Annotated in this window: 13 protein-coding genes and 5 pseudogenes; 7 read left to right on the forward strand and 11 right to left on the reverse strand. The window is 36.8% G+C overall.

The window, feature by feature from the left end:
• Positions 1-210: 210 nt before the first annotated feature.
• Positions 211-359 (reverse strand): annotated as a pseudogene (locus ACUN0F_RS00775) (transposase); the annotation flags it as partial.
• A 107-nt stretch (positions 360-466) separates the two neighbouring features.
• On the opposite strand from ACUN0F_RS00775, the gene ACUN0F_RS00780 reads away from it, so the two are divergent.
• Positions 467-763: a transposase gene (locus tag ACUN0F_RS00780; protein WP_000516528.1), complete on the forward strand. Its 297-nt coding sequence runs from the start codon at positions 467-469 to the stop codon at positions 761-763.
• Between the two features lie 8 nt (positions 764-771).
• Entirely contained in the window at positions 772-1,653 is an 882-nt protein-coding gene (locus ACUN0F_RS00785; protein ID WP_137010939.1) for an IS3 family transposase, read from the forward strand.
• Between the two features lie 79 nt (positions 1,654-1,732).
• On the opposite strand, the gene bla is transcribed toward ACUN0F_RS00785, so the two are convergent.
• The 3 genes from bla to ACUN0F_RS00800 form a co-directional block, all read right to left on the reverse strand.
• On the reverse strand, positions 1,733-2,506 hold the full coding sequence (gene bla / locus ACUN0F_RS00790) for a subclass B1 metallo-beta-lactamase (RefSeq protein WP_445539000.1): 774 nt from the start codon (positions 2,504-2,506) through the stop codon (positions 1,733-1,735).
• A 528-nt stretch (positions 2,507-3,034) separates the two neighbouring features.
• Positions 3,035-4,825, reverse strand: a complete 1,791-nt coding sequence (locus tag ACUN0F_RS00795; protein ID WP_445539001.1) for a response regulator — start codon at positions 4,823-4,825, stop codon at positions 3,035-3,037.
• Positions 4,826-4,829: 4 nt separating this feature from the next.
• Positions 4,830-5,420, reverse strand: coding sequence for a sensor domain-containing protein (locus tag ACUN0F_RS00800; RefSeq protein WP_445539002.1), 591 nt, complete (start codon positions 5,418-5,420; stop codon positions 4,830-4,832).
• A 284-nt stretch (positions 5,421-5,704) separates the two neighbouring features.
• Here ACUN0F_RS00800 and ACUN0F_RS00805 point away from each other — a divergent pair, with 284 nt between their 5' ends.
• A complete protein-coding gene (locus ACUN0F_RS00805) occupies positions 5,705-7,714 on the forward strand; it encodes a serine hydrolase (RefSeq protein WP_445539003.1) in 2,010 nt (669 codons plus the stop codon).
• A gap of 240 nt (positions 7,715-7,954) precedes the next feature.
• Positions 7,955-8,104, forward strand: a pseudogene (locus ACUN0F_RS00810) (Tn3 family transposase); the annotation flags it as partial.
• A 149-nt stretch (positions 8,105-8,253) separates the two neighbouring features.
• On the opposite strand, the pseudogene ACUN0F_RS00815 reads toward ACUN0F_RS00810, so the two are convergent.
• Positions 8,254-9,683, reverse strand: a pseudogene (locus tag ACUN0F_RS00815) (IS4 family transposase).
• 278 nt (positions 9,684-9,961) lie between these two features.
• Between ACUN0F_RS00815 and ACUN0F_RS00820 the strand changes: the two are divergent.
• Positions 9,962-10,408, forward strand: coding sequence for an epimerase (locus ACUN0F_RS00820; protein WP_445539004.1), 447 nt, complete (start codon positions 9,962-9,964; stop codon positions 10,406-10,408).
• A 384-nt stretch (positions 10,409-10,792) separates the two neighbouring features.
• Here the strand turns inward: ACUN0F_RS00820 and ACUN0F_RS00825 are convergent.
• A pseudogene (locus ACUN0F_RS00825) lies at positions 10,793-12,222 on the reverse strand (IS4 family transposase).
• A 103-nt stretch (positions 12,223-12,325) separates the two neighbouring features.
• Between ACUN0F_RS00825 and ACUN0F_RS00830 the strand changes: the two are divergent.
• Positions 12,326-13,090 (forward strand): annotated as a pseudogene (locus ACUN0F_RS00830) (Tn3 family transposase); the annotation flags it as partial.
• Between the two features lie 134 nt (positions 13,091-13,224).
• On the opposite strand, the gene ACUN0F_RS00835 reads toward ACUN0F_RS00830, so the two are convergent.
• The 5 genes from ACUN0F_RS00835 to ACUN0F_RS00855 form a co-directional block, all read right to left on the reverse strand.
• Positions 13,225-14,103, reverse strand: a complete 879-nt coding sequence (locus ACUN0F_RS00835) for an alpha/beta fold hydrolase (protein WP_445539005.1) — start codon at positions 14,101-14,103, stop codon at positions 13,225-13,227.
• A 285-nt stretch (positions 14,104-14,388) separates the two neighbouring features.
• A complete protein-coding gene (locus ACUN0F_RS00840; RefSeq protein ID WP_445539006.1) occupies positions 14,389-14,841 on the reverse strand; it encodes a MarR family winged helix-turn-helix transcriptional regulator in 453 nt (150 codons plus the stop codon).
• A gap of 671 nt (positions 14,842-15,512) precedes the next feature.
• A complete protein-coding gene (locus ACUN0F_RS00845; protein WP_445539007.1) occupies positions 15,513-16,754 on the reverse strand; it encodes an ATP-grasp domain-containing protein in 1,242 nt (413 codons plus the stop codon).
• A 31-nt stretch (positions 16,755-16,785) separates the two neighbouring features.
• Positions 16,786-17,868, reverse strand: coding sequence for a threonine aldolase family protein (locus ACUN0F_RS00850; RefSeq protein ID WP_445539008.1), 1,083 nt, complete (start codon positions 17,866-17,868; stop codon positions 16,786-16,788).
• Between the two features lie 94 nt (positions 17,869-17,962).
• Positions 17,963-19,222 (reverse strand): MFS transporter, encoded by a 1,260-nt coding sequence (locus ACUN0F_RS00855; RefSeq protein WP_445539009.1) that lies wholly within the window; start codon positions 19,220-19,222, stop codon positions 17,963-17,965.
• A 304-nt stretch (positions 19,223-19,526) separates the two neighbouring features.
• On the opposite strand from ACUN0F_RS00855, the gene ACUN0F_RS00860 reads away from it, so the two are divergent.
• On the forward strand, positions 19,527-19,946 hold the full coding sequence (locus tag ACUN0F_RS00860; RefSeq protein ID WP_445539010.1) for a MarR family winged helix-turn-helix transcriptional regulator: 420 nt from the start codon (positions 19,527-19,529) through the stop codon (positions 19,944-19,946).
• Positions 19,947-20,079 lie beyond the last annotated feature (133 nt).

Consider the following 20,079-nt stretch of genomic DNA (forward strand, 5'->3'; position numbering starts at 1 on the left):
CTTATCCTCCTTAATATTGACGATCTTATTAACCCCGCACGGGTTTGGAACACCTTTATATTATTTCGTATTTTAAGTTAAATATGTACGATAAAAAATTACATATTAGCTTTTCACAAATAAAAGAAATAAGCTTTTTAGGATTATCTTCTTAAAGGGGTCCTGACACACATCCATCAACTTAAGAGTTCAGAATTACCCCAACCATGACTTGATTCTTCCATCTTGAAAGTAATCAGGGTTGAGGTTTTTTGGTGAATACGTGTATTCGACTTGATACGAGAGATATAGTAAGCCTTTTTATCTTGTATATGTTGAAGATCTTTCAAATGAAAATACCCTAAATCTAGGATACATAATAATAAGTATCTCAAAAAATGAAAGAACCCTTGAATGATATGATCCCCTTATAGTAGACAGTAAAAAGAAAGCACATTAATCTGTTTACTATGGAGGGGATTTTTCTATGGGCAAAATTAGAGTAACTTATGATATAGAATTTAAGAAAAAAGCAGTAGATTTATACTTGAAAGAAGGAATGGGATACAAAACGGTTGCTAAAGAATTAGGAATTGATCACTCGGTAGTAAGACGTTGGGTGAAACACTTTGAAGCTGAAGGTATCAAAGGACTAGAAGAAAAACGTGGTAAAACGAAAGGTCCAGGTATAGGTAGACCAAAAACCAATCCAGAAGATCCAGAAGCTAAAATGAAACGATTAGAAGCGGAGAATGAAATGTTAAAAAAGCTCTTAGGGATGTAAAAGGAGGAGTGGAATCTGTACCAAAAACGAAGAAGTTTGAAGCCATCAAAGGGCTATCAGAAAAAGGTTATGCAGTTACCATTCTATGTGATATCGCTGGAGTAACTAGAGGTGGGTACTACAAATGGATAAAGCGACAGTTGACGCCTTCTGAAAAACAATTGGAGGATACCGAAATAAAAAAGAAGATATTGGAGTGTCATAAAAAACTTAAAGGGATTTATGGATACAGGAGAGTACAAGTTTGGCTGAAAGCCACTTATAACCTTCATTTTAATCACAAACGTATACAAAGGTTGATGGGTGAACTAGGTATCAAAGCCATTATTAGGAGAAAACGACCTTATTACGGGAAGAAAGAGGCTTACGTGATTTCAGATAACCATCTGAACAGGGATTTTCAAGCTTCCAAACCAAACGAAAAATGGGTAACAGATATTACCTATTTGATTTTCAATGGACAGAGATTGTACTTATCCGCTATTAAAGACCTATACAACAATGAAATTGTTGCCTATGAAATTAGCCGTAGAAATGACCTGAAACTAGTACTAGACACACTTAAAAAGGCAAGAAAAAAACGAAACGTGAAAGGGATTCTCCTGCATAGTGATCAGGGGTTCCAGTACACATCTCGTCAATATAATCAACTACTCAAAAAATATCAGATGAAGGCTAGTATGTCCAGAAAGGGAAACTGTTGGGACAATGCTTGTATAGAAAGCTTCTTCAGTCACTTTAAGTCAGAGTGTTTTCACTTATACTCTTTTCGCACAGCTGATGAGGTTAAGTTTGCTGTGCGCAAATATATACACTTTTATAATCACCAAAGGTTCCAAAAGAAACTAAATAACCTGAGTCCCTATAAATATAGAACTCAGGTTGCTTAGTTGTGTTTTTTGAATACTGTCTACTTGACAGGGATCACTTCAGAAAAGGGTTCTTTTCTATAAATCTTTAAGTTCCTCTCTATTTTGCTGGTAATAAATCTAGCGTATGAGAAAGCAAACTTTTATCTCCTACCTCTCCATGTCCTGGTACAACCGATTTTATAGTTCTATATCGATTCATTACATTTTCAACTGACCCTGCCCATACATCTACAAATGCATCTGCAACATTTCCTAAATCTTTCGCATCTGTTGATTTTACTAAACACCCGCCAAATAGAATTTTATATTGTGGTAACCACACTGTAATATTATCCTCTGTATGCCCTTTTCCTGGATAAAATGTTTCTACTTTTATATTTCCAAACTTCATATTTGTAATTTCCTTTAAATCCGCAATTGGTTCTTCATAACCATTTTTCTTTGCTAGTGCAGCCGTTAGAGCTGTACTATGTACCTGAATCCCTTTTTCTTTTAGCGATTTAATTCCTCCAATTCGATCTACATGAGCATGCGTTACAATTGCATCTGTTATCGGTTTATGAAATTTCTTTTCAATCATCTCTATTAATTCTTTTGTAAGCTTGTCATCCCAAGAAGAATCAATAAGCACTAGCCCTTTAGAGGTGTTTAGAATTAAGCCATTTGAAGGTACTGCTTCTCCATTAAAATAAACCATTTCTGTATGAACCCATACATGTGAATTTAACTGAGAGATTGAAATAGTACCTTCTTGATTTTTAATTATCTTTTGCTCAATTTTCTCCGCAGCTTGCGCTGGGAATGCCTCACTAGCAAATTGACTTACTCCTAATAAACTTACACATAGACCTACTTTTAACATCATTTTCATTTTTATCACCCCTTTCTTGACATCTTACTTCTTTAAAAAAGCCATTACGCTTAATAGACAATACATAAAATAAATTTGTTCCCGTATTTACAAAAAAATTAAGAACTTTTAAGATAAGATAGAATCTTACTAAGTATTAGTTTGGAATAAAGTTTGATTAAAAATGATTTACGAAAATCCTGAAGCATCAAAACTGAATGAATCTCGATTTATTATGTTACTACATGATCAAAAATTAGAATCATTATTAAAAGATATATGCTGTATAGGTATGTGACCGATTCGGGGTATGGGGGCCATCCTTTAGATTAATTCCATATATAAGGGTTACACAGCTAATGTTCACTATAAAACCTGACATAAGATCGATTATGTTGGGTTTTATATGATTGTCTTTATTGAAAATTAAACATTATTTATAGAATCTATAAAATCGCCTATAACAGACGTTCAAATTACATTTTTTGAAGTGTGGTCCCTGAAAACTAGAATCATTCACGTACCCCTAGCAGATGACAGCACTCCCTCTTACGAGAGTAATCCTGTATCTCTTGCTTTTTGCACGGCTTCTTCCCTATTTTTGACTTCTAGCTTGTCATAAAGAGTAGAGGCATAATTTCTAACTGTGCCATTTGATAAGTAAAGTTTCGAAGCAATTGTTTTATAACGGACTCCTTGAGACAAAAGATTCAAAACCTCTAACTCGCGTTTCGTTAAGCCATACTCTTTTCCATCTGACTTCAATTCGACTGACTCTTCCTCATCATATCCATCCCACATCTTATGGAACAAATCTTGGTCAATCATCGTGCCTCCCCGATAGATGAGGCGAATCGATTCAGCTAGTTCACGAGAATCTATGGATTTCAGCAAATAACCGTCAGCTCCATTTCGTATGATTTCCTTCGCCCTTTTGGTATCCTGAAACGTTGAAAGAATGAGGACACGAATGTCTGGCCATTTCCCCTTAATTATTTTGGTCGCACGAATCCCATTCAGATTGGACATCTCTAAATCCATTAATACTAAATCTGGTTTTAGTCTTTCACACAATTCTACAGCCTGTTCTCCATCTTCAGCCATTCCCACTACTTGCAAGCCATCCTGTCCATCCAAAATTGTATGAAGACTTTCTCGAATAAAAGAATGATCATCGACGATACACAAGCGGATTGGTTCATTGGACAATTGTACAAGTCTCGGTAACGCACATGAAATTAACGTCCCTTCTCCTTTTTTGGAGTAAACAATAACTCTCCCTTGTAACTGACTTACGCGCTCTTTCATCGCAGTTAATCCGAAGCCATCCTTCCATTCCTCTACCCCGCAGCCATTATCCTGCACATCCAATCTTATCTGTTGCGGCTCAAAATGAAGTGACACAATGATTTCGGTGGAGTGTCCATGGCGAACCGCATTTGTTAATGATTCCTGTAAGCTCCGGTACATTGTCAGTTTTGATTGCTTGGAGACCGTATACTCTTCTCCTATTATTCGAGTACGTACATTTACTTTTGCATGCTTCTCAAATTCCTCTGTCAATTGTTGTAATGTGAGAGTTAAGGCAAGCGATTCTTGTGGTAAGTCCATCTGATGTAGATACATTCTTACTTCTTCCATACTGTTACGGGCCAATTGTAATAATGAGTCGAGCTTTTGCTCTCCTTCTTTAGTCTTTAATTCCGTACGTAATGTTTCCATCCCCATAATAATTGAGGTATAAGAATGCCCCATCGTATCATGTAAATCTTTTGAGAGCCTGTCACGTTCCTCCAGTAAAGTAATCCGCTCAACTTGAGATACGTACTGTTCCAATACATGCTTTTGGTTCCGAATCGTTTCACTTTGACGGTAATTGACAACTAGTAAACGAAAGGAAGAACCCACAGCAAAAGCCAGACCGATTTGTAGAATAATCACCCATACATCTATTCCATGGGAAAATATTGCAATGAGCAACGGAAATAAAACAATTGTGATAGAAGCCGACCAACGGTATGATTTATGAGCACTATTTACCGCAATCATAAAAGTCGGCATTAAAAAGGCAAGGTACGCTGACGGAAATAATAAAGTTAAGTAGAAGCATACTCCGCCAAATAAAATTATCTCAGTAAATAGATAATAGCGATAACTGAACATTAAACAAATCCAAGGTATTGAAAATGAAGTGACTTCCCAAAGGATAATGATCCAAAGTGGTACAGTCAAATGGTCTTGGTGTTGGATAGTCGTTACCATCAATGATAGCCAAATGATAAAACGTATACAAAGTAATAACCAATCATACCAGAACCATAGTTTCAAGGTCTTAAACAAATTATCACCCCTTAATAGCTTTAAACATGGAACGCGTGTACATTCCAATTGTTCGAACTAAGCTGTTTCCAATACAAATACATATCCAGATGAGAATACACCCAACAATCATGACAAAAATAGCCTTCTGCCATGAATTCACAACAATTCCCAATAAGTATATATCAAAATATTGAAAAAGTAATGGTGTTAAGGTAAATGCAAACGGAGCTACGTACAATATAACGGCACATATAAGGCTAATCACTCCAACAAAAGATTTTTGCATGAGCCAAAAAATAGCTCTCCAATTGCTACTATTAAGAATTGCCTCTCTCGCTTTAATCCATTTATCCCCTTCATTTTTTGTCATTGGCAAGATTGGCTCTATCGATATACCCGTATAAACTTTCGTCTGAATGCGTTCATACTGGACAAACGTGTGAGTTGTTTGCAGCACCCATGCCAACAAAGGAATACCTATGAAGATAACCGTCAGCACCAATGCAAATGTAATACTGACCAAATAAAAGAAAAAGTAAAATAATCCAGATCCAAAGGTAAACAACAAAAAGTAGAAATCTTGCAAGCTTTTTTGAACAGATTCTTTTGTCATTAGATTCTCTCCTCCATTTTCTTTTCTTTGCTAATACCCTATGAGTCGCCCTTCGATTCTAACTTTTCATCTGTCACACACAGTAGTGTCAAAATGTCATAACTTGTAGGTCGTGGCTATAAAACTAGCCGTACTACGCTCTATTTTTTATGTCATGCATGAATATGACGAAAGGTCACTAGTTACTATGACTTGCCACTTGCTACACTCGGTTCATACACTAACGAGCTGACAACTCGTTGTGCTAACAAGAAATTTTCAATCTCATAAAGGAGTGTACAAAAATGAAAAAAGCAATCAATAAACTGGGGCTCGTCTCAATTCTGCTCACTTCTACAAGCATGATTTCTGCATGTTCCCAACAATCATTAGAAGTTGGAAAATCAAAATCATCGACACTTGCAACCAATATCAAAATGACGAAAGCACCTAATAACAAAAAAGAAGTAGAATCTTTTGCTGATCCGTTATTTGAAGAAAAAATGAAGAAGTACAATGTGAATGGTTCAAGTTTTGTCGTCGTTCATGATGGAAAGGTCGTCGTCAATAAAGGGTATGGTTATGCAGATAAAGAAAAGAAGATTCCCGTCAATAAGGACACGGTCTTTCAAATCGCTTCAGTCTCGAAAACTTTTACCGCCTTGGCCGTGATGCAACAAGTTGATAAAGGAAAGCTTAAACTAGATCAAGATGTACAACAATATCTCGGTGGATTGAAAATCCCCAATAAAACAGGAAAACCCCTCACCCTGTTTGATATGTTGACCTATACCAGCGGCGTAGACCTGCCCGATATCACCACGCTAATCGGGCCTGAATATGTAAATAAAAATATATCAATCAAAGAATTTCTACCTAAACATATGCCGACAGTGGTACGGCCGCCCGGTGAAGCTTATACGTATGACAACTTTGCATTTTTACTCGCAGGATTTGCAGTGGAGAATGTTACAGGCACATCTTTCTCACGATATATGGAAAAGAATATTTTCAAACCATTAGGCATGAAGTCTACAAGTGTACGCTTTACGCCTGACCTTCTCAAAAGAATGGCTACACATTACGGTCCCACTGGCGATCCTCATCCAACAAATGGGCACGCTCCAACTGATGGTCCACAAGGAAGCATTTTGTCCACCGGGGAAGACATGTCAAAGTACATGATTATGCAGCTACAGAATGGAAAGTTTGAAGGTAAAGAAATCGCAAGTAAAAAAAGCATGGATATGATGCACGCCTACCAAGTTTTCGCAGATAAGACGATTCCTATTGCGACAGTTGGATTTGAAACATATTTCAATGACCTTGCCAATGGTCAACATGTCGCATTAAAGGGCGGGAATATGCCAGGACATTCTTCATTGATGGTTTTGATACCTGAACAAAAAACCGCATTCTTCATGTCTTACAATAATGATTCTATGATGAGTCGAGAAGTGTATGAAGCGTTCATGGACCATTATTTCCCTGCTCCCAAGGCGGAGAAAACAGTATATCTCTCGTTAGAGGAAAAAGAAGCCCAAAAATACTTGGGCATGTACCAAAACACACGTGCGTTTGCGATTCGTACCCACTTTACCTATGAGAATGGAACGTTGGTCATGGAAGATGAAACAGCTGGCAAACAAGTCCTTAAAATGATTCACCCGTTGTTGTTTGTGGATCCAGAAGGAAATAAGATTGCTTTCCAAAAAAATGCGGCCGGAGAAATCGCATATTTTTATTATACCAGTCCTAAAGGCCTAGGCATTGTTGCTCAATCTCAGAAAATCAATATCAAACCACCTTTTGCAGACGTCCCGCAAAAGAGTAACTATAGAAGCCATATCGACAATCTTCATGCTTTAAACATCATGGATGCTAAAGCGGATAATCTATTCGATCCGATGGGCACGATGACACAAGGAGAATTTACTGATGCCTTGTTGTTGGCACATGGATGGAACATTTTCCCGGGTCAAGCCGAAGGGATTAAGAAGCAATTTATAGCAGGCATACCAGGATATGACCGTGCGACTCCGATTAGCAGACAAGTTGCAGCAACCATGATTCAAAACTTGAAGCAGATTCAACCTGACCAAGCCAATCATGTGAAATTGCTCGACACTGCGGATGCCTGGGCGGTCCAGTCCATTCAATCCCTTGCCTCACAAGGAATCATAGACCCTGATACTACCATCAACGCTGACGGATCTTTTACCTTCCGTCCGAAGGATCTGTTACTGCGTCAAGAAGCGAGCGCCTTGCTCGATTTGGCTTTTGGCTATTATGCACTGCCTATTAAACAGAAGTAAGCATTCATCCAAACATGAATCATGGCAAATGTTTAGGGGGAGTATCCCATCAGCATAAAGATAAAGTAAAATTGTATCCATAAAACGAAAAAATAGGCTGTTCTTTCTGTAGAATTATAGGAAAGAATGGCGTTTTTTGTCTGCCTGTTTCAGTGTCTGATGAGCTACAAGGGGGGAGTACCAGTGTTCTTACAACCGGGGGCAAAATAGCATTTCCTATAGGAGAGATGCTACTTTGCTTCTTCATCTTCTGATGGACAATTCTTTAGAGCTGGTGGTCAGTCTAGTCCGTTAGCACAAGTAAATGCTAAACATGGTAGGGATCCAGGATTAAGTTTTTATACCCATATCTCAGATCAATACGCTCCATTTTATGTACAAGTTATTAGTTCTTCAGAAGAAGGGGTAGCGCCATATCGCTATCAACCTAAGGTTATGGTAGGAAAGTTTCGGAAGCTTTTTTTACTTTTTATAAGGGAACAGAGTAAACTGTTCAAAAATTCGCATGCGAAATAAACCCTAACGGGTTTGTTTTTTTATTAAGCTACTTGAACATCAGAAATAGTACAGTTATAAACGACACCTAATATATCAAAGACTGTTTTTTTCTCATATCGATGTGATTTTCGTCCGTTTCGCTGTAGGAGGTTGAACAGACGAAGAAGAATCTTTGATAATTTTTGGGTGTCTTTTTGTATAGCTTGAAATAGAAGAAAAAAATAGTCTTTAATCATATAGATGGCTTTATATTCACTCAGCTCTTGTTTCTTCTTCATGAGAAGTAACTTCCACATTTGAAACATAATAGAGGAACAAATTAGAATGGCAATCAGTTGCCCATACAAATGGCATTCCAATCGTTCTCGTTTTATCTTTTTACAATGATGAATGTGAAAGAATGATTTCCAAGTTTTAAATAAAATTTCGATTTGCCAACGTAAAGAATACCAATCATGTACTTGTCCCATCGGGACAATATCTGAAGAGGTGTTTGTCATATATACATTGATACCACTGAGTCGTTTACTACGAGGAGAATACTTTATTCCTTTCTTTTTTCTCTTACAGTTTGATCTTGTAATCGTTTTTGTTGTTGTGCTTTTGTTAGTCGATGAACAATCACACGAGTTGGCACTTTATCAGTCATTCCCACATAAGCATCGGATATTTCACATGTTTGTCCTGGCTGAAGAGAGTTCATCAAGACTTCCATATCTATCTGGATATACTCTGTACCTTTCTTGATTCTTCCATCTTGAAAATAATCAGGGTTAGGATTTTTTTGATAAATACATGTATTCGACTTGATACGAGAGATATAGTAAGCCTTTTTATCTTGTATATGTTGAAGATCTTTCAAATGAAAATACCCTAAATCTCGGATACATAAATCATCCGCTGTCACAGTTGGGACACACAGAGAACCGTAGGTTCGATCATGCTGTTTACCGGGACCTGTATGCATATGTAGGAACTTTCCACTTAATAAATCATACTCAAGTTGAATTTTTACCCCCGCTGTATGGCTGCATCCTCCTGCACCTGGATAAACAAATGAAAAAGAATCTGGGAGTTGAAATGCGGTTGAATCTAAAATACGAATACGTTTGAAACCAGAAGTATATGGAGAAGAAAGCGGCATAGATGAGGTTAATTTTTGGTTTAGTAGTTCAGCTAATACGTGTTGTAAAAGCTGAACGGCCGCTTTATTAAATCGTTGATTCAGTCCCTCGGGACTAATGAGTATTTCTGTTGATGCTTCTAAACAGCTAGATAACTGGGTTAAAGAAGTTGTAGCGACATTTTGGCTCATCCATACACATAAAGCGACTAAATCTTTTGCTTGATATTTACTGGTTCGTTGTACGAAACCGACATCCCTAGCAAAATCCCGTAAGATATTTGGAGATAAAAATCTTTGAATTTCTTGAGCAAATAGTTGTAATTCATCAGATACAGAAATAGACATACAAAAACGCCATCCTTTCCTATGATTCTACAGAAAGAATAACGTCTTTTTTTCTTAATGAATAGTGTGAAACCTGAGCTTCATGGTCATGTGGCGTTATCTAAAATAAAGATTGATAAGAAAGTATAAGGTATATTACCGAGTATCCAGCTTACAAATGGTGAATAATCCGCTCCATTTTCAGAATAAAAAATAATATAAAATCCATATATCTAATGTGATATTATATATTGAACTGTTTAGAAGATTATCATTCATACTAATATTTAGGAGGACTTATGAGTAACCGAAATAATAATGAAACACCAAATAAAATGGAAATTGTGGTCATGATTTTAGGGCTATTTTTACCGTTATTTCTTCCAGCGTTTTTAATGCTAGGATTGGGAAAATGGATGCCAGATGAAATTGTATATCCTGGAGTAATGTCATTATTCCTTTTATCTTTCGGACTATTCATCGTAGCGGCTATTTTCACAAAGATTTTAAGTCAATGTGGATTACCTGAAAAGAAATTAGAGGAATTAGGCTTTTTAGGTTTTACAATCTCAATAGCTTCAACATTCCTTTCAACATATGTAGGATACTTTGCCCTTGCAAAGGTAGGTTTAACTTCTGTTGAATTATCACCTAAAGGTATTTTAATTGTAGCGATTGTATCCACAATTATGTTAACTATTTTATTAAAAGTACTGGAAAAATTTGATACAGATACAAATGAATAATATATAAACATAAGACCATCGATTTAATGAATCGTTGGTTTTTTTTAATAAATACTTTGTTGAAAAACGGTAAAATCCCAATGTTAAATAAAAGCGATTATTGATAAGTGTAACCATACGCCTATCAACTTAAGAAGAATAAACGCCAAAAAACGAAAGAATAAGCGGACTTCTCAAAGTAGCTACCTGTAATGACAGAAAAATTTCGTTTAGGAGGTACTTTAAAATATTAGCTTGATGGCGATGTGGTGCTACCCCACATCCATCAACTTAAGGTATATTTTTATACAAAATGTGTCCTTTCCATATAGTTTTTTATTATCTTTTCTGGATTTTATAAAAGTTGGCATATCAAATAAACCCTGACGGGCTTCAATTTTTTTACTATGCTACCTGATGAGTAGAAGTGGTATACTCATATACAACACCCAAAATATCAAAGACTGTCTTTTTCTCATATCGATGAGATTTTCGTCCGTTGTGCTGTAGGAGGTTAAACAGACGAAGGAGAACCTTTGATAATTCTTGGGTGTTTTTGTGTAATGCTTGGTAAAAAAGTAAAAAATAATCCTTAATTATGTACATCGCTTTATATTCACTTAGCTCTTTCTGTTTCTTACGTAACAGGAGTTCTCGCATTTTAAACATAGTAGAAGAACATAATAGAATACTAATGAGTTGCCCATAAAGGTGACATTCTAAGCGTTCTTGTTTAATAGATTTACAACGATGAATTTGAAACCAAGATTTCCATATTTTAAATAACAGTTCAATTTGCCAACGCAGTGAATATAGATCATAAATTTTCTCTTTTGGTACCCATTCCGTAGGAATGTTTGTCATATATACCGTAATGCCTTGTAAAAGTTTTGTACGCTCTGTATATGTAATTCCTTTTTTCTTTTCGCGAATAGCTCGATCACGTAGGCGTTTCTGTTTTTGCTCCTCGGTACATCTATAAACTACAATGCGAGTAGGCAGTTTGTCTTTACTCCCCACATATACATCATGTAATTCATACATTTGGCCAGGTTGTAATTGTTTCATGATGTCTTCCAAATGAATTTGTATATATACCGGTCTCAATTGAGCGGGTTTTGTTTTAAATACGACTGTTTCGAATTCTTTTCTATATATTTTAGTTGGTAACTTAAGACGTGATAAATAATATCCTTGCTTATCTTGAATAGACTTAAAATCTTGTAGACGAAAATATCCTAAGTGACGAATATATAGTTCATTCTTTTGTGCCATGCCTGTTCGAGTCGCACTATATGCCTGATCACTTCGTTTTCCTGGTTCAATTTCCACATCAGAAAATTTTCCACTTAACAAGTCTACTCTAGTTGAATTTTCACACCAGCTGTATGACTACATCCTCCGGCACCAGGATAAGTAGTTGCGAATCGATCTGGAACTTGGAAGGTTGTAGAATCAAGGACGAGAATCCGTTCAAAATAAGAAGAAAGAGAATGAGAAATCTTAGATACTCCTCCAATTTTAGCTTGTAGAAGTGTAGTAAATACAGTGCGAAAGAAGGCTACTGAAGCCGAATTAAATCGTCGATTAAGTCCCTCCGGACTTAATAAAATTCCTGTTGAAGTTTCTAATTGACTACAAAGTTGAGTAAGAGAGGTAGTAGCGATTTGTTGATTTAACCATACACACAAAGATAAGAAATGGTGCCCGTGGCACTTGCGTTTTCGTTTCATCCCGCCTGCTTCTATAGCTAATTGATTAAGTGTAGCGGGAGACATATATCGATATAACTCTTCGGCAAATAAAGACAGCTCTTGTTTTTGATGCATATTCATAAAAAGCACGTCACCCTTTCTCATTAACATAAGAGAATAGTAACGTGCTTTTATGTTTAAGAATAGTCTAAATCCTTAAGTTGATGGATGTGTGGTGCTACCCCAAGAAGCGCCACATATTATTGATGGCCTATTGTATCATGAAACAGATTTGGAAATTGAAGAACATTATACGGATGCGGCGGGCTTTGTAGATCATGTCTTTGCCATGTGTCATATGTTAGGGTTTCGATTTGCTCCTAGAATTAAAACGTTTAGTAAAAATAAAATTTATACGTTTGAAAAGCCCTCAAATCAACCGCATCTAGAATTTATGATTGGTGGAACAATTCATACAAAGAAAATAAGAGAAAATTGGGATGACTTATTACGCTTAACTAGCTCTATTCGTAATGGAACCGTCACAGCTTCTCTTATTCTTAAAAAGCTGGCAGCCTACCCAAGGCAGAATAGCTTATCCGTAACGTTACGTGAGATAGGAAGGGTTGAAAGAACTTTATATACATTAGAATGGTTGCAGAGTCCTGAGCTTAGAAGACGTGTTCAGGTTGGTTTAAATAAAGGTGAAGCAAAACACGCACTTGCTCGAGCTGTATTTTTCAATCGATTAGGAGAAATTCGTGATCGTTCTTATGAGGATCAATTACATAGAGCAAGTGGTTTGCAACTTCTTATTTCAGCAATTGTATTATGGAATACAGTATATATATCACGTGCAGTAGATGCTTTACGTGCAAAAGGAGTGGATATTCCAGAGGAATATTTACAACATATATCTCCACTTGGTTGGGAACATATCACATTGACAGGTGATTATGTGTGGAATTTAAGCCAAAAAGCAAGTTTTAATAACCTAAGACCATTACGAGAGAAAAACTCTATAAAAAACGATAAAATGAATAACCGGTTCCTTAACGTACAAGGAACCGGTTATTTTGTATCTAAACAGACAATTCTCTCGGAATGGTGTTAAGAAACGTAGTTTGTTCAGTCTAATCTCTATCATTCTTGCGACGTTCTTTCAAGGACTCTCCGAATAGATGCTGCAACTCGATCTGGCCGATCCTCTTGCACGAAATGAGAAGCATCACTAAGGGACTCGGTTTCGTGCATTTTGAGATATCCCTGCCATTTTTTCATCTCTTCGGGTGGAAAGCCGTTATCTTTCATACCCCAGAGTATTTGCGCGGGCAAATCAGATAATACTGACAATTTCGATTCAATTTCCGCGAACCACGATCGTGCTTTCCGAATCTGTCTAGGAAAAATCCATGTCGGTATCCTTGATTCTGGAGTTGGGAATGGGTCGGTATAGGCTTTTCTCAAGTTTTCCGTAACTTTTTCAGAATGGAAAATCCCTTGTGGAATCATGACTTTGGCGAAGAAATTCTGTCGTGTCTGAAGCCAATATCCAAGGGGCCATCCCCCCATTGCCAAAGAAAAAATCTTCGTTGGAAGAAGAGTCGTGGGCCAGGCCCAAGTGTTCATCACGACAATGCCGCGCAGGTTTTCCCGGTTCTGAACCGCATAGTTTAATCCGATCGGTCCTCCCCAATCCTGGACGACTAAAACAAAATTCTTTAGTTCCAAACGACGGATTAAATCCGTGACCACTTCCGATTGCTCTTGTGATGTAAATCCATAGTGGGAAGGTGCTTTTGACATACCAAATCCAGGGTAATCCAAAGCGATAAGACGACAGCCGCCGCGCAGCTCTTTAATGACATTTCGATAGAGATAAGACCATGTGGGATTCCCGTGAAGAAGAAGAACAGTCGGCCCCTGTCCCTCATCAATGTAGTGAACATATCCGTCACGATAAGGCAACCAATGATCCTTAAATGGGTACTCTGATGAATCTACTTCAAATAATCTTTTCATTTTTCTCCTCCAGTCTTTCACTTGCTTTACTTTTTTAGGCTTTGTTTCAATGGAAGTCACATAGGTAAATATGAGACAATTGTTTTCATGTTTCTTTTTTAAGTTTTACTGGACTTCGTATATAGTATACCGATCGTCAAAAGTTTCTTTGGGAAACTGCACGAGTGAGCCAACTTCTTGTTCATCCGACAGAATGATTGCATACAAAACAGCAAGAACGAAAAATATATATTGCTGTAAATAAAGCTTGTTTGCCAACCTGTTGGTTCTATTGATGGTGCTGAGTCATAGCTTTTTCTCTCTTCGGTGAACCTCTTCGCTCACGTTGCACAGCACTTTTTTCAACAGGGCAAGCATGAGCTCATATTCCTCGTCATCCATGCCAACCCGGCTGTTTTTACCGATATCATCCAATACCGCTCGTACTTTCGGCATAACTGTTCTACCTAGTTCCGTCAAATAAAGTAAATTATAGCGGTTATCGGTGGGATCTATTTCCCTTTGCACATACCCTTCTGCTTCCAGTTTTCTGATTGCCTTCGCCGTCGTTGTCTTATCAATCAGAAGCTCTTCGCTTAGCGCCTTTTGCGAAATCCCTTCTTTTTCTGCGAGCACCATCAAGAAGATATACTGCCCGCTTCCGATTCGGTATGGCTGAAGCCGGGCTGTTGTGAGGATTTGCAGATGACGGTAAATGGCCGAAATGTATCTGCCAGGCGTAATCATATCATTGTCCACGAAAACATCAACTCCAAATAGAATGTCATTGCAACTATTCACATTATATTTGATATATAATGTCATTGCAACTATTATTTTAGAAAATGGGAATACATTACTTTGACTGGTGAGGCCTAATAAACCTCTTCAAGAAATCTACTCAAAACAAATCTAGAAAAGTGGTTGGAACATCTATTCTCGCTCACTTTTTATATTTATATCTATCTGAATGGCTTTTTTTGGACTTCTCTCGGAGATAACCGTATATGTAGTGAATAAGATTTTCCAATTTTACAAAAGCATACTCTGACAGGGTTCTTCTTTTCGTTATGTTTCAAAAGAGTTCATTTTTATTACAAACATCCCTTGATAATTAACGATTGGTAAATAATGTATCATTATGACCTAGTTTTACACGTATCTCGGCTGAACCCCAGATATACACTATCTCGGCTGTACCCCTATATAAGCTATTCCTTTTGCAGGGTTGTGCAAAAAGAATAGCCTATTTTTAATTCTATCTAGTAATCATTCCTTTTAAAAAAAAGACCACATTGACTGGTCTCTCAGCCAGATGTCTCATAAATTATCCATACCAGAGTTTGTTTAAGTCGTAGCTTTATGACATATAAAGGGAAAGAGCCTCATTGGTGTCTCTACAATATTCATGTTATGTTCCCTTCCCTGAATTAGATTACATTTTCTTGCTGAACAGTATATTGAATTAAGCTTACTGCTTGTTTCGCTGATATAGAAGCTTCAATTGGTGTATCACCTTCACTTATGACATACCCGAGCCTATGGTAACTACTAGAAACTTTCTCTACATGAAAAGGAAGATTAACAGTATGAATCTTTGCTACCCCAGTCACACTCTCCGCTTGTTCTACGTTGTGTACCCCTACATAGGTGCCTAATTGCTCCGGGATGCAAAATTGTATAGCAGCAGATTTAGATCGCTGCAATTCGATATGAATTGGCATTCCAACTGCTTGATCTAGAACAGCTTCTACCATATCCACTCCAGTAGCCATTTCAACTAAGTCTGGAATACAGTCACCCGCCAACCTTGGATTAATTTCCACTAAATAAGGATCATCATCTTTTACAATAAATTCTATATGCGCGGCCCCAGATTGCAGGTTAAATTCGGACAACAATTGAACACAATACTCTTCAAGATTTTTAATGGGACTTAAATCTTTTGAAGTCACATGACCGCTTTCCACTGCATGGATGCCATAAATGTCTTTTTGAGTTACTGAAATGAGCTTCCAGCCTTCTGAAGTGTGTAACATCTCTGCGGAATACTCTGCCCCCTGTATAAATTCTTCAATTAACCATTTTCTCTCTAAGCTATATCCTCTTTCGTTAATATTCCTTACCATTTCAACTTCTAAAGCGCGCTTGAGATCATCCTTACTATTACAGATAGATACTCCATTGCTTCCACTATCGTCTACAGGCTTTAATACGCAAGGGAACTTGATATCTATGTTATCTTGATTCGTATCTGGATCAACTAATGCAAATCCAGGTTGCTTAAATAATAGGTCTTGATCTCTCTTATTGAAATACTCTCTCATGAGATGCTTATATCTAACTAATTTTAAAGCATGTAAATCGGTAGCTGTCAGCTGTAAATTCTGAGCAATTTGTGTTGCCGGTATTAGGTGATAGTCATCAAATGCTAACACGCCATCAAATATATAATTTTCATCTGAGATTTTAGACATCATCTTTTCAACGTCGTATGTGTCTATCGTTAGGATCTCATCCGCAATATCTAAAGGATTATTCACTTTTATTGCATCATATTGTTTAATATCGCTGGTCCAAAAATGGACTTGATATCCCTTCCTTTGAGCGATTTTCATTGCCTTTGCACCAGTTCCAGTTGTATTTGTTTCAATAAATAAGATATTTTTCATTCTACTTAATCTCCTTTAATATTTGATAATTTTAGGCGTAACAGAGTTCCTTGAGAATCGGATTAGGAGCTGTGTTAAGGGCTTCTTGAAAAACATTTTTAATTACTCCAGCTGCTAGAGTGATATCAACTTCTGTAATGTGCTGATGTACGACTGCTCGTACTATATTTGGCAACCATGGGAACACTAATATTCCTTTTTGCTTACAGCGTTCTGCAAATATCTCAGAAGTGATCCCAAGATTACTAATATCAATGAATAGTATGTTGGTTTCGACTTGATCTTCGGCTATATGTATTGCGTCATGACTGTTAAGGCAACGTGCTAATAATTTTGTTAGTCTGTGATCCTCACGAAGTCTAACCATGTTGTTCTCCATGGCATAATGGGCTGCACGTGCATATATTCCTATTTGATGCAAGCCGCCACCAAACTGTTTACGGTACTTCTTCGCTTTACAAATAGCCTCATGAGTTCCCATTAACATGGAACCGAACGGAGCACCTAGCCCTTTTGCAAAACACACTGTAAATGTATCTACATTTTGAGCATATGTACTTAAGGGAACCCCTGTTGCCATATGAGCATTAAATAACCTTGCACCATCCATATGAAGGGCCAAATTATACTGCTGAGTGCATTCTCTTAGCTCTCTAATGATTTCTAAGGGGAAAGTCCGCCCCTGGTAATAATTAATTGTGTTTTCTATACTTACTAATTGAGGCTGGGCATATAAGTAACCACGTGGTTTAGCATGGATTAATTCTTCAACAATATCAGCCGTCAATAAGCCATCGGATGTCTTCGTAGTATTTAGTACCACTCTATTTAACATGACGGTTGAAGCACTCTCATAGAAGGAAATATGATAATTGACCTCAGTAATTATCTCATTTCCTTCCTCTACTTGACTTCTTATAGCTAATTGATTTGACATAGTCCCGCTTGGGATAAATAATGCTCCTTCGACTTGAAATAGCTCTTTACAATATGCTTCCAGCATATTCACACTTTCGTCTTCGCCATAGCAGTCATCTCCCATTTGTGCTTCAAACATTGCTTGTTTCATTATCTCTGATGGTGTAGTTAGAGTATCGCTTCTTAAATCAATCATTTAAATTCACTCTCCATAGTTTTCATTTTTCTCATGGTCTGTATTGTTATTAAAGATATTGATACTGCTAACACGTATAGTGATTACATATTGTTTATACTTTGGAAATTACAATTTCATCTCCTTCACTACCCTCACCTTGCTTTTTAATGCTAAGTATGCCGAGTGCCGTTAATACAATAGGAATAGCCAAGCAAATCCCTACTGCATAATATGCTTGTACAATATTACGCTCACCGAGATATCCTATAGCGATAGATGCTACGATACCAAGTATGAGTCCTAGCATAGAAATTAAAGTCATGACTCTTCCTACAAAGAGTTGGTCTACGTACTTATATACGAGTGACTTAGATAGCACTTTTACATTTCCTACAAAAAAACCAATGATTATGTACAAAATAAAGGCCTCGGAGTACCGACTAGATGTACTAAATAAAATGGTAAATCCGCCTAGCATTAAAAATGAAAGCATTAAGTAATATGCAGAGCCGTTTCGCGCTGACAGCCATAAACAGAAGGCTACTGAGATGAAGCTACCAATGCCTGCTGCACTATCGATTAACCCCAATGTAAACTCATTTCCATGTAATATATTCGAGTTAAACGGAGCAATTAAGATATTAATGGAACTGAAGAAAGGAGTAGCAACACAAGCAGCAAGCCCAAGACATAGCAAACCTTTATTTTTTATGAAATATTTCCATCCAACTGTAATGTCTTTGAAATAATTCCGATAACCAGTATTCTTAGCAGACACATGCTGTTCTTCTACATAATGCTTACATAGCCTAAAGTATAGAAAAGCACCTAAAAGGTAGACAAGACTGGTAAACAAAAGAGTAAAATTTGTTCCTAGATGTTTAAGTAATAGACCTGCTAAGATAGCTGAACTCATAAGTCCCACCTGCCATGAGGCTTGTGTGAGAGAAGTCCCTTGCATATATTGGTCCTTTTCCAGCATGACTTTAATCATGCTTTCCGCGGTAGGTCCCAGTATATACCACACGATGTAGCTTAGAAAAATTGAAGCGTAAACTACAAATAAGGATGAGATTCCTAAATAGCTCAATAACGGCACCATTGCAATGAATAAAAACCTAGCTATATTGCATGCAACTGCAATCTTAGCTTTATTAAATCGATCAATTACCACCCCAACTATGGGAGCTAGAAATACAGAAGGCAACATTGTGATGATAAGCATATAACCAATCGACATAACAGATTCTGTGCTCTTAGAGATAATAACAATGCTAGCTAAACTAAAGATCCCTTCTCCAAACATAGTGATAAGTGACGCAATAAAGAAAGATAAAAACGTTCGGTTTTTAAGAATATAAAGTTTTTCCATGTTTCCCCCTTTTTAAATCGTAGGATACGATATAAATACCTAAAAAAAGAGTTATCTCCTCGGATTTACATCGTTGAATACGATATAAACATCCGGTAAATTACTGATAAATCAATTTATATCGCTACATACGATATAATAACCTAAACTTAATGCGCTGTCAAATAAAAATTCTAACTATTTCCAATAAATAAAAGAAAACAACTTCTTTAGGACATTACATAGGATGGACATACTTAACATTTGACATTTTACTGTAATTGTCATAATATTTCGTTTCACACGATATAAAGGGAGGGTACATATGATAGCACAGAAACTAAATAAAGCATGGACAGATATTTACTATAGTTTGCATTACAATTATAAAGAGGTACTTACACATCAAAATATTCGTTTTCTTCAAATCGTCAGTAAAAACGAAGATGTGACCATACACTTTCTTTCTAAGGTAATGGCACTATCACACAATACCACTTCAGAACATGTTCAAAGACTTGAAAAGAAAGGGTATGTTATTAAGAAAAGAAATGCAAAAGATGAACGGCAAGTGATTGTCTCTCTAACGACAAAAGGACAAGATGCGTTAAAGCAGCATACTGAGCTAGATGAAGAAAAAATAAATCAAATCTTTGAATCCTTAACAGTCGATGAACAAGACAAGATACTTGATGCTTTTAACACTCTTGGCGGAAGTGCAAAGAAACTCTTTCCTGACAACTAAATAGTAGAACTTGACCGAAGGGATGCTATATTGCATCCTTATTCATCTGAAATTTATTACTTTTGTTAATATTAAGTGTCCAGAAAGTCGTACCTTTATGAACATTGGTCATTTTTTAGGACGGATAATATTT

The organism is Bacillus sp. 1A, from assembly GCF_052682215.1.

Excerpts from the sequence above, each read along its gene's own strand:
- bla (WP_445539000.1), bottom strand. The coding sequence starts at position 2,506 with ATGAAAATGATGTTAAAAGTAGGTCTATGTGTAAGTTTATTAGGAGTA.
- ACUN0F_RS00855 (WP_445539009.1), bottom strand. The coding sequence starts at position 19,222 with ATGGAAAAACTTTATATTCTTAAAAACCGAACGTTTTTATCTTTCTTT.
- ACUN0F_RS00820 (WP_445539004.1), top strand. The coding sequence starts at position 9,962 with ATGAGTAACCGAAATAATAATGAAACACCAAATAAAATGGAAATTGTG.
- ACUN0F_RS00800 (WP_445539002.1), bottom strand. The coding sequence starts at position 5,420 with ATGACAAAAGAATCTGTTCAAAAAAGCTTGCAAGATTTCTACTTTTTG.
- ACUN0F_RS00805 (WP_445539003.1), top strand. The coding sequence starts at position 5,705 with ATGAAAAAAGCAATCAATAAACTGGGGCTCGTCTCAATTCTGCTCACT.
- ACUN0F_RS00845 (WP_445539007.1), bottom strand. The coding sequence starts at position 16,754 with ATGAAAAATATCTTATTTATTGAAACAAATACAACTGGAACTGGTGCA.
- ACUN0F_RS00780 (WP_000516528.1), top strand. The coding sequence starts at position 467 with ATGGGCAAAATTAGAGTAACTTATGATATAGAATTTAAGAAAAAAGCA.
- ACUN0F_RS00860 (WP_445539010.1), top strand. The coding sequence starts at position 19,527 with ATGATAGCACAGAAACTAAATAAAGCATGGACAGATATTTACTATAGT.
- ACUN0F_RS00850 (WP_445539008.1), bottom strand. The coding sequence starts at position 17,868 with ATGATTGATTTAAGAAGCGATACTCTAACTACACCATCAGAGATAATG.
- ACUN0F_RS00835 (WP_445539005.1), bottom strand. The coding sequence starts at position 14,103 with ATGAAAAGATTATTTGAAGTAGATTCATCAGAGTACCCATTTAAGGAT.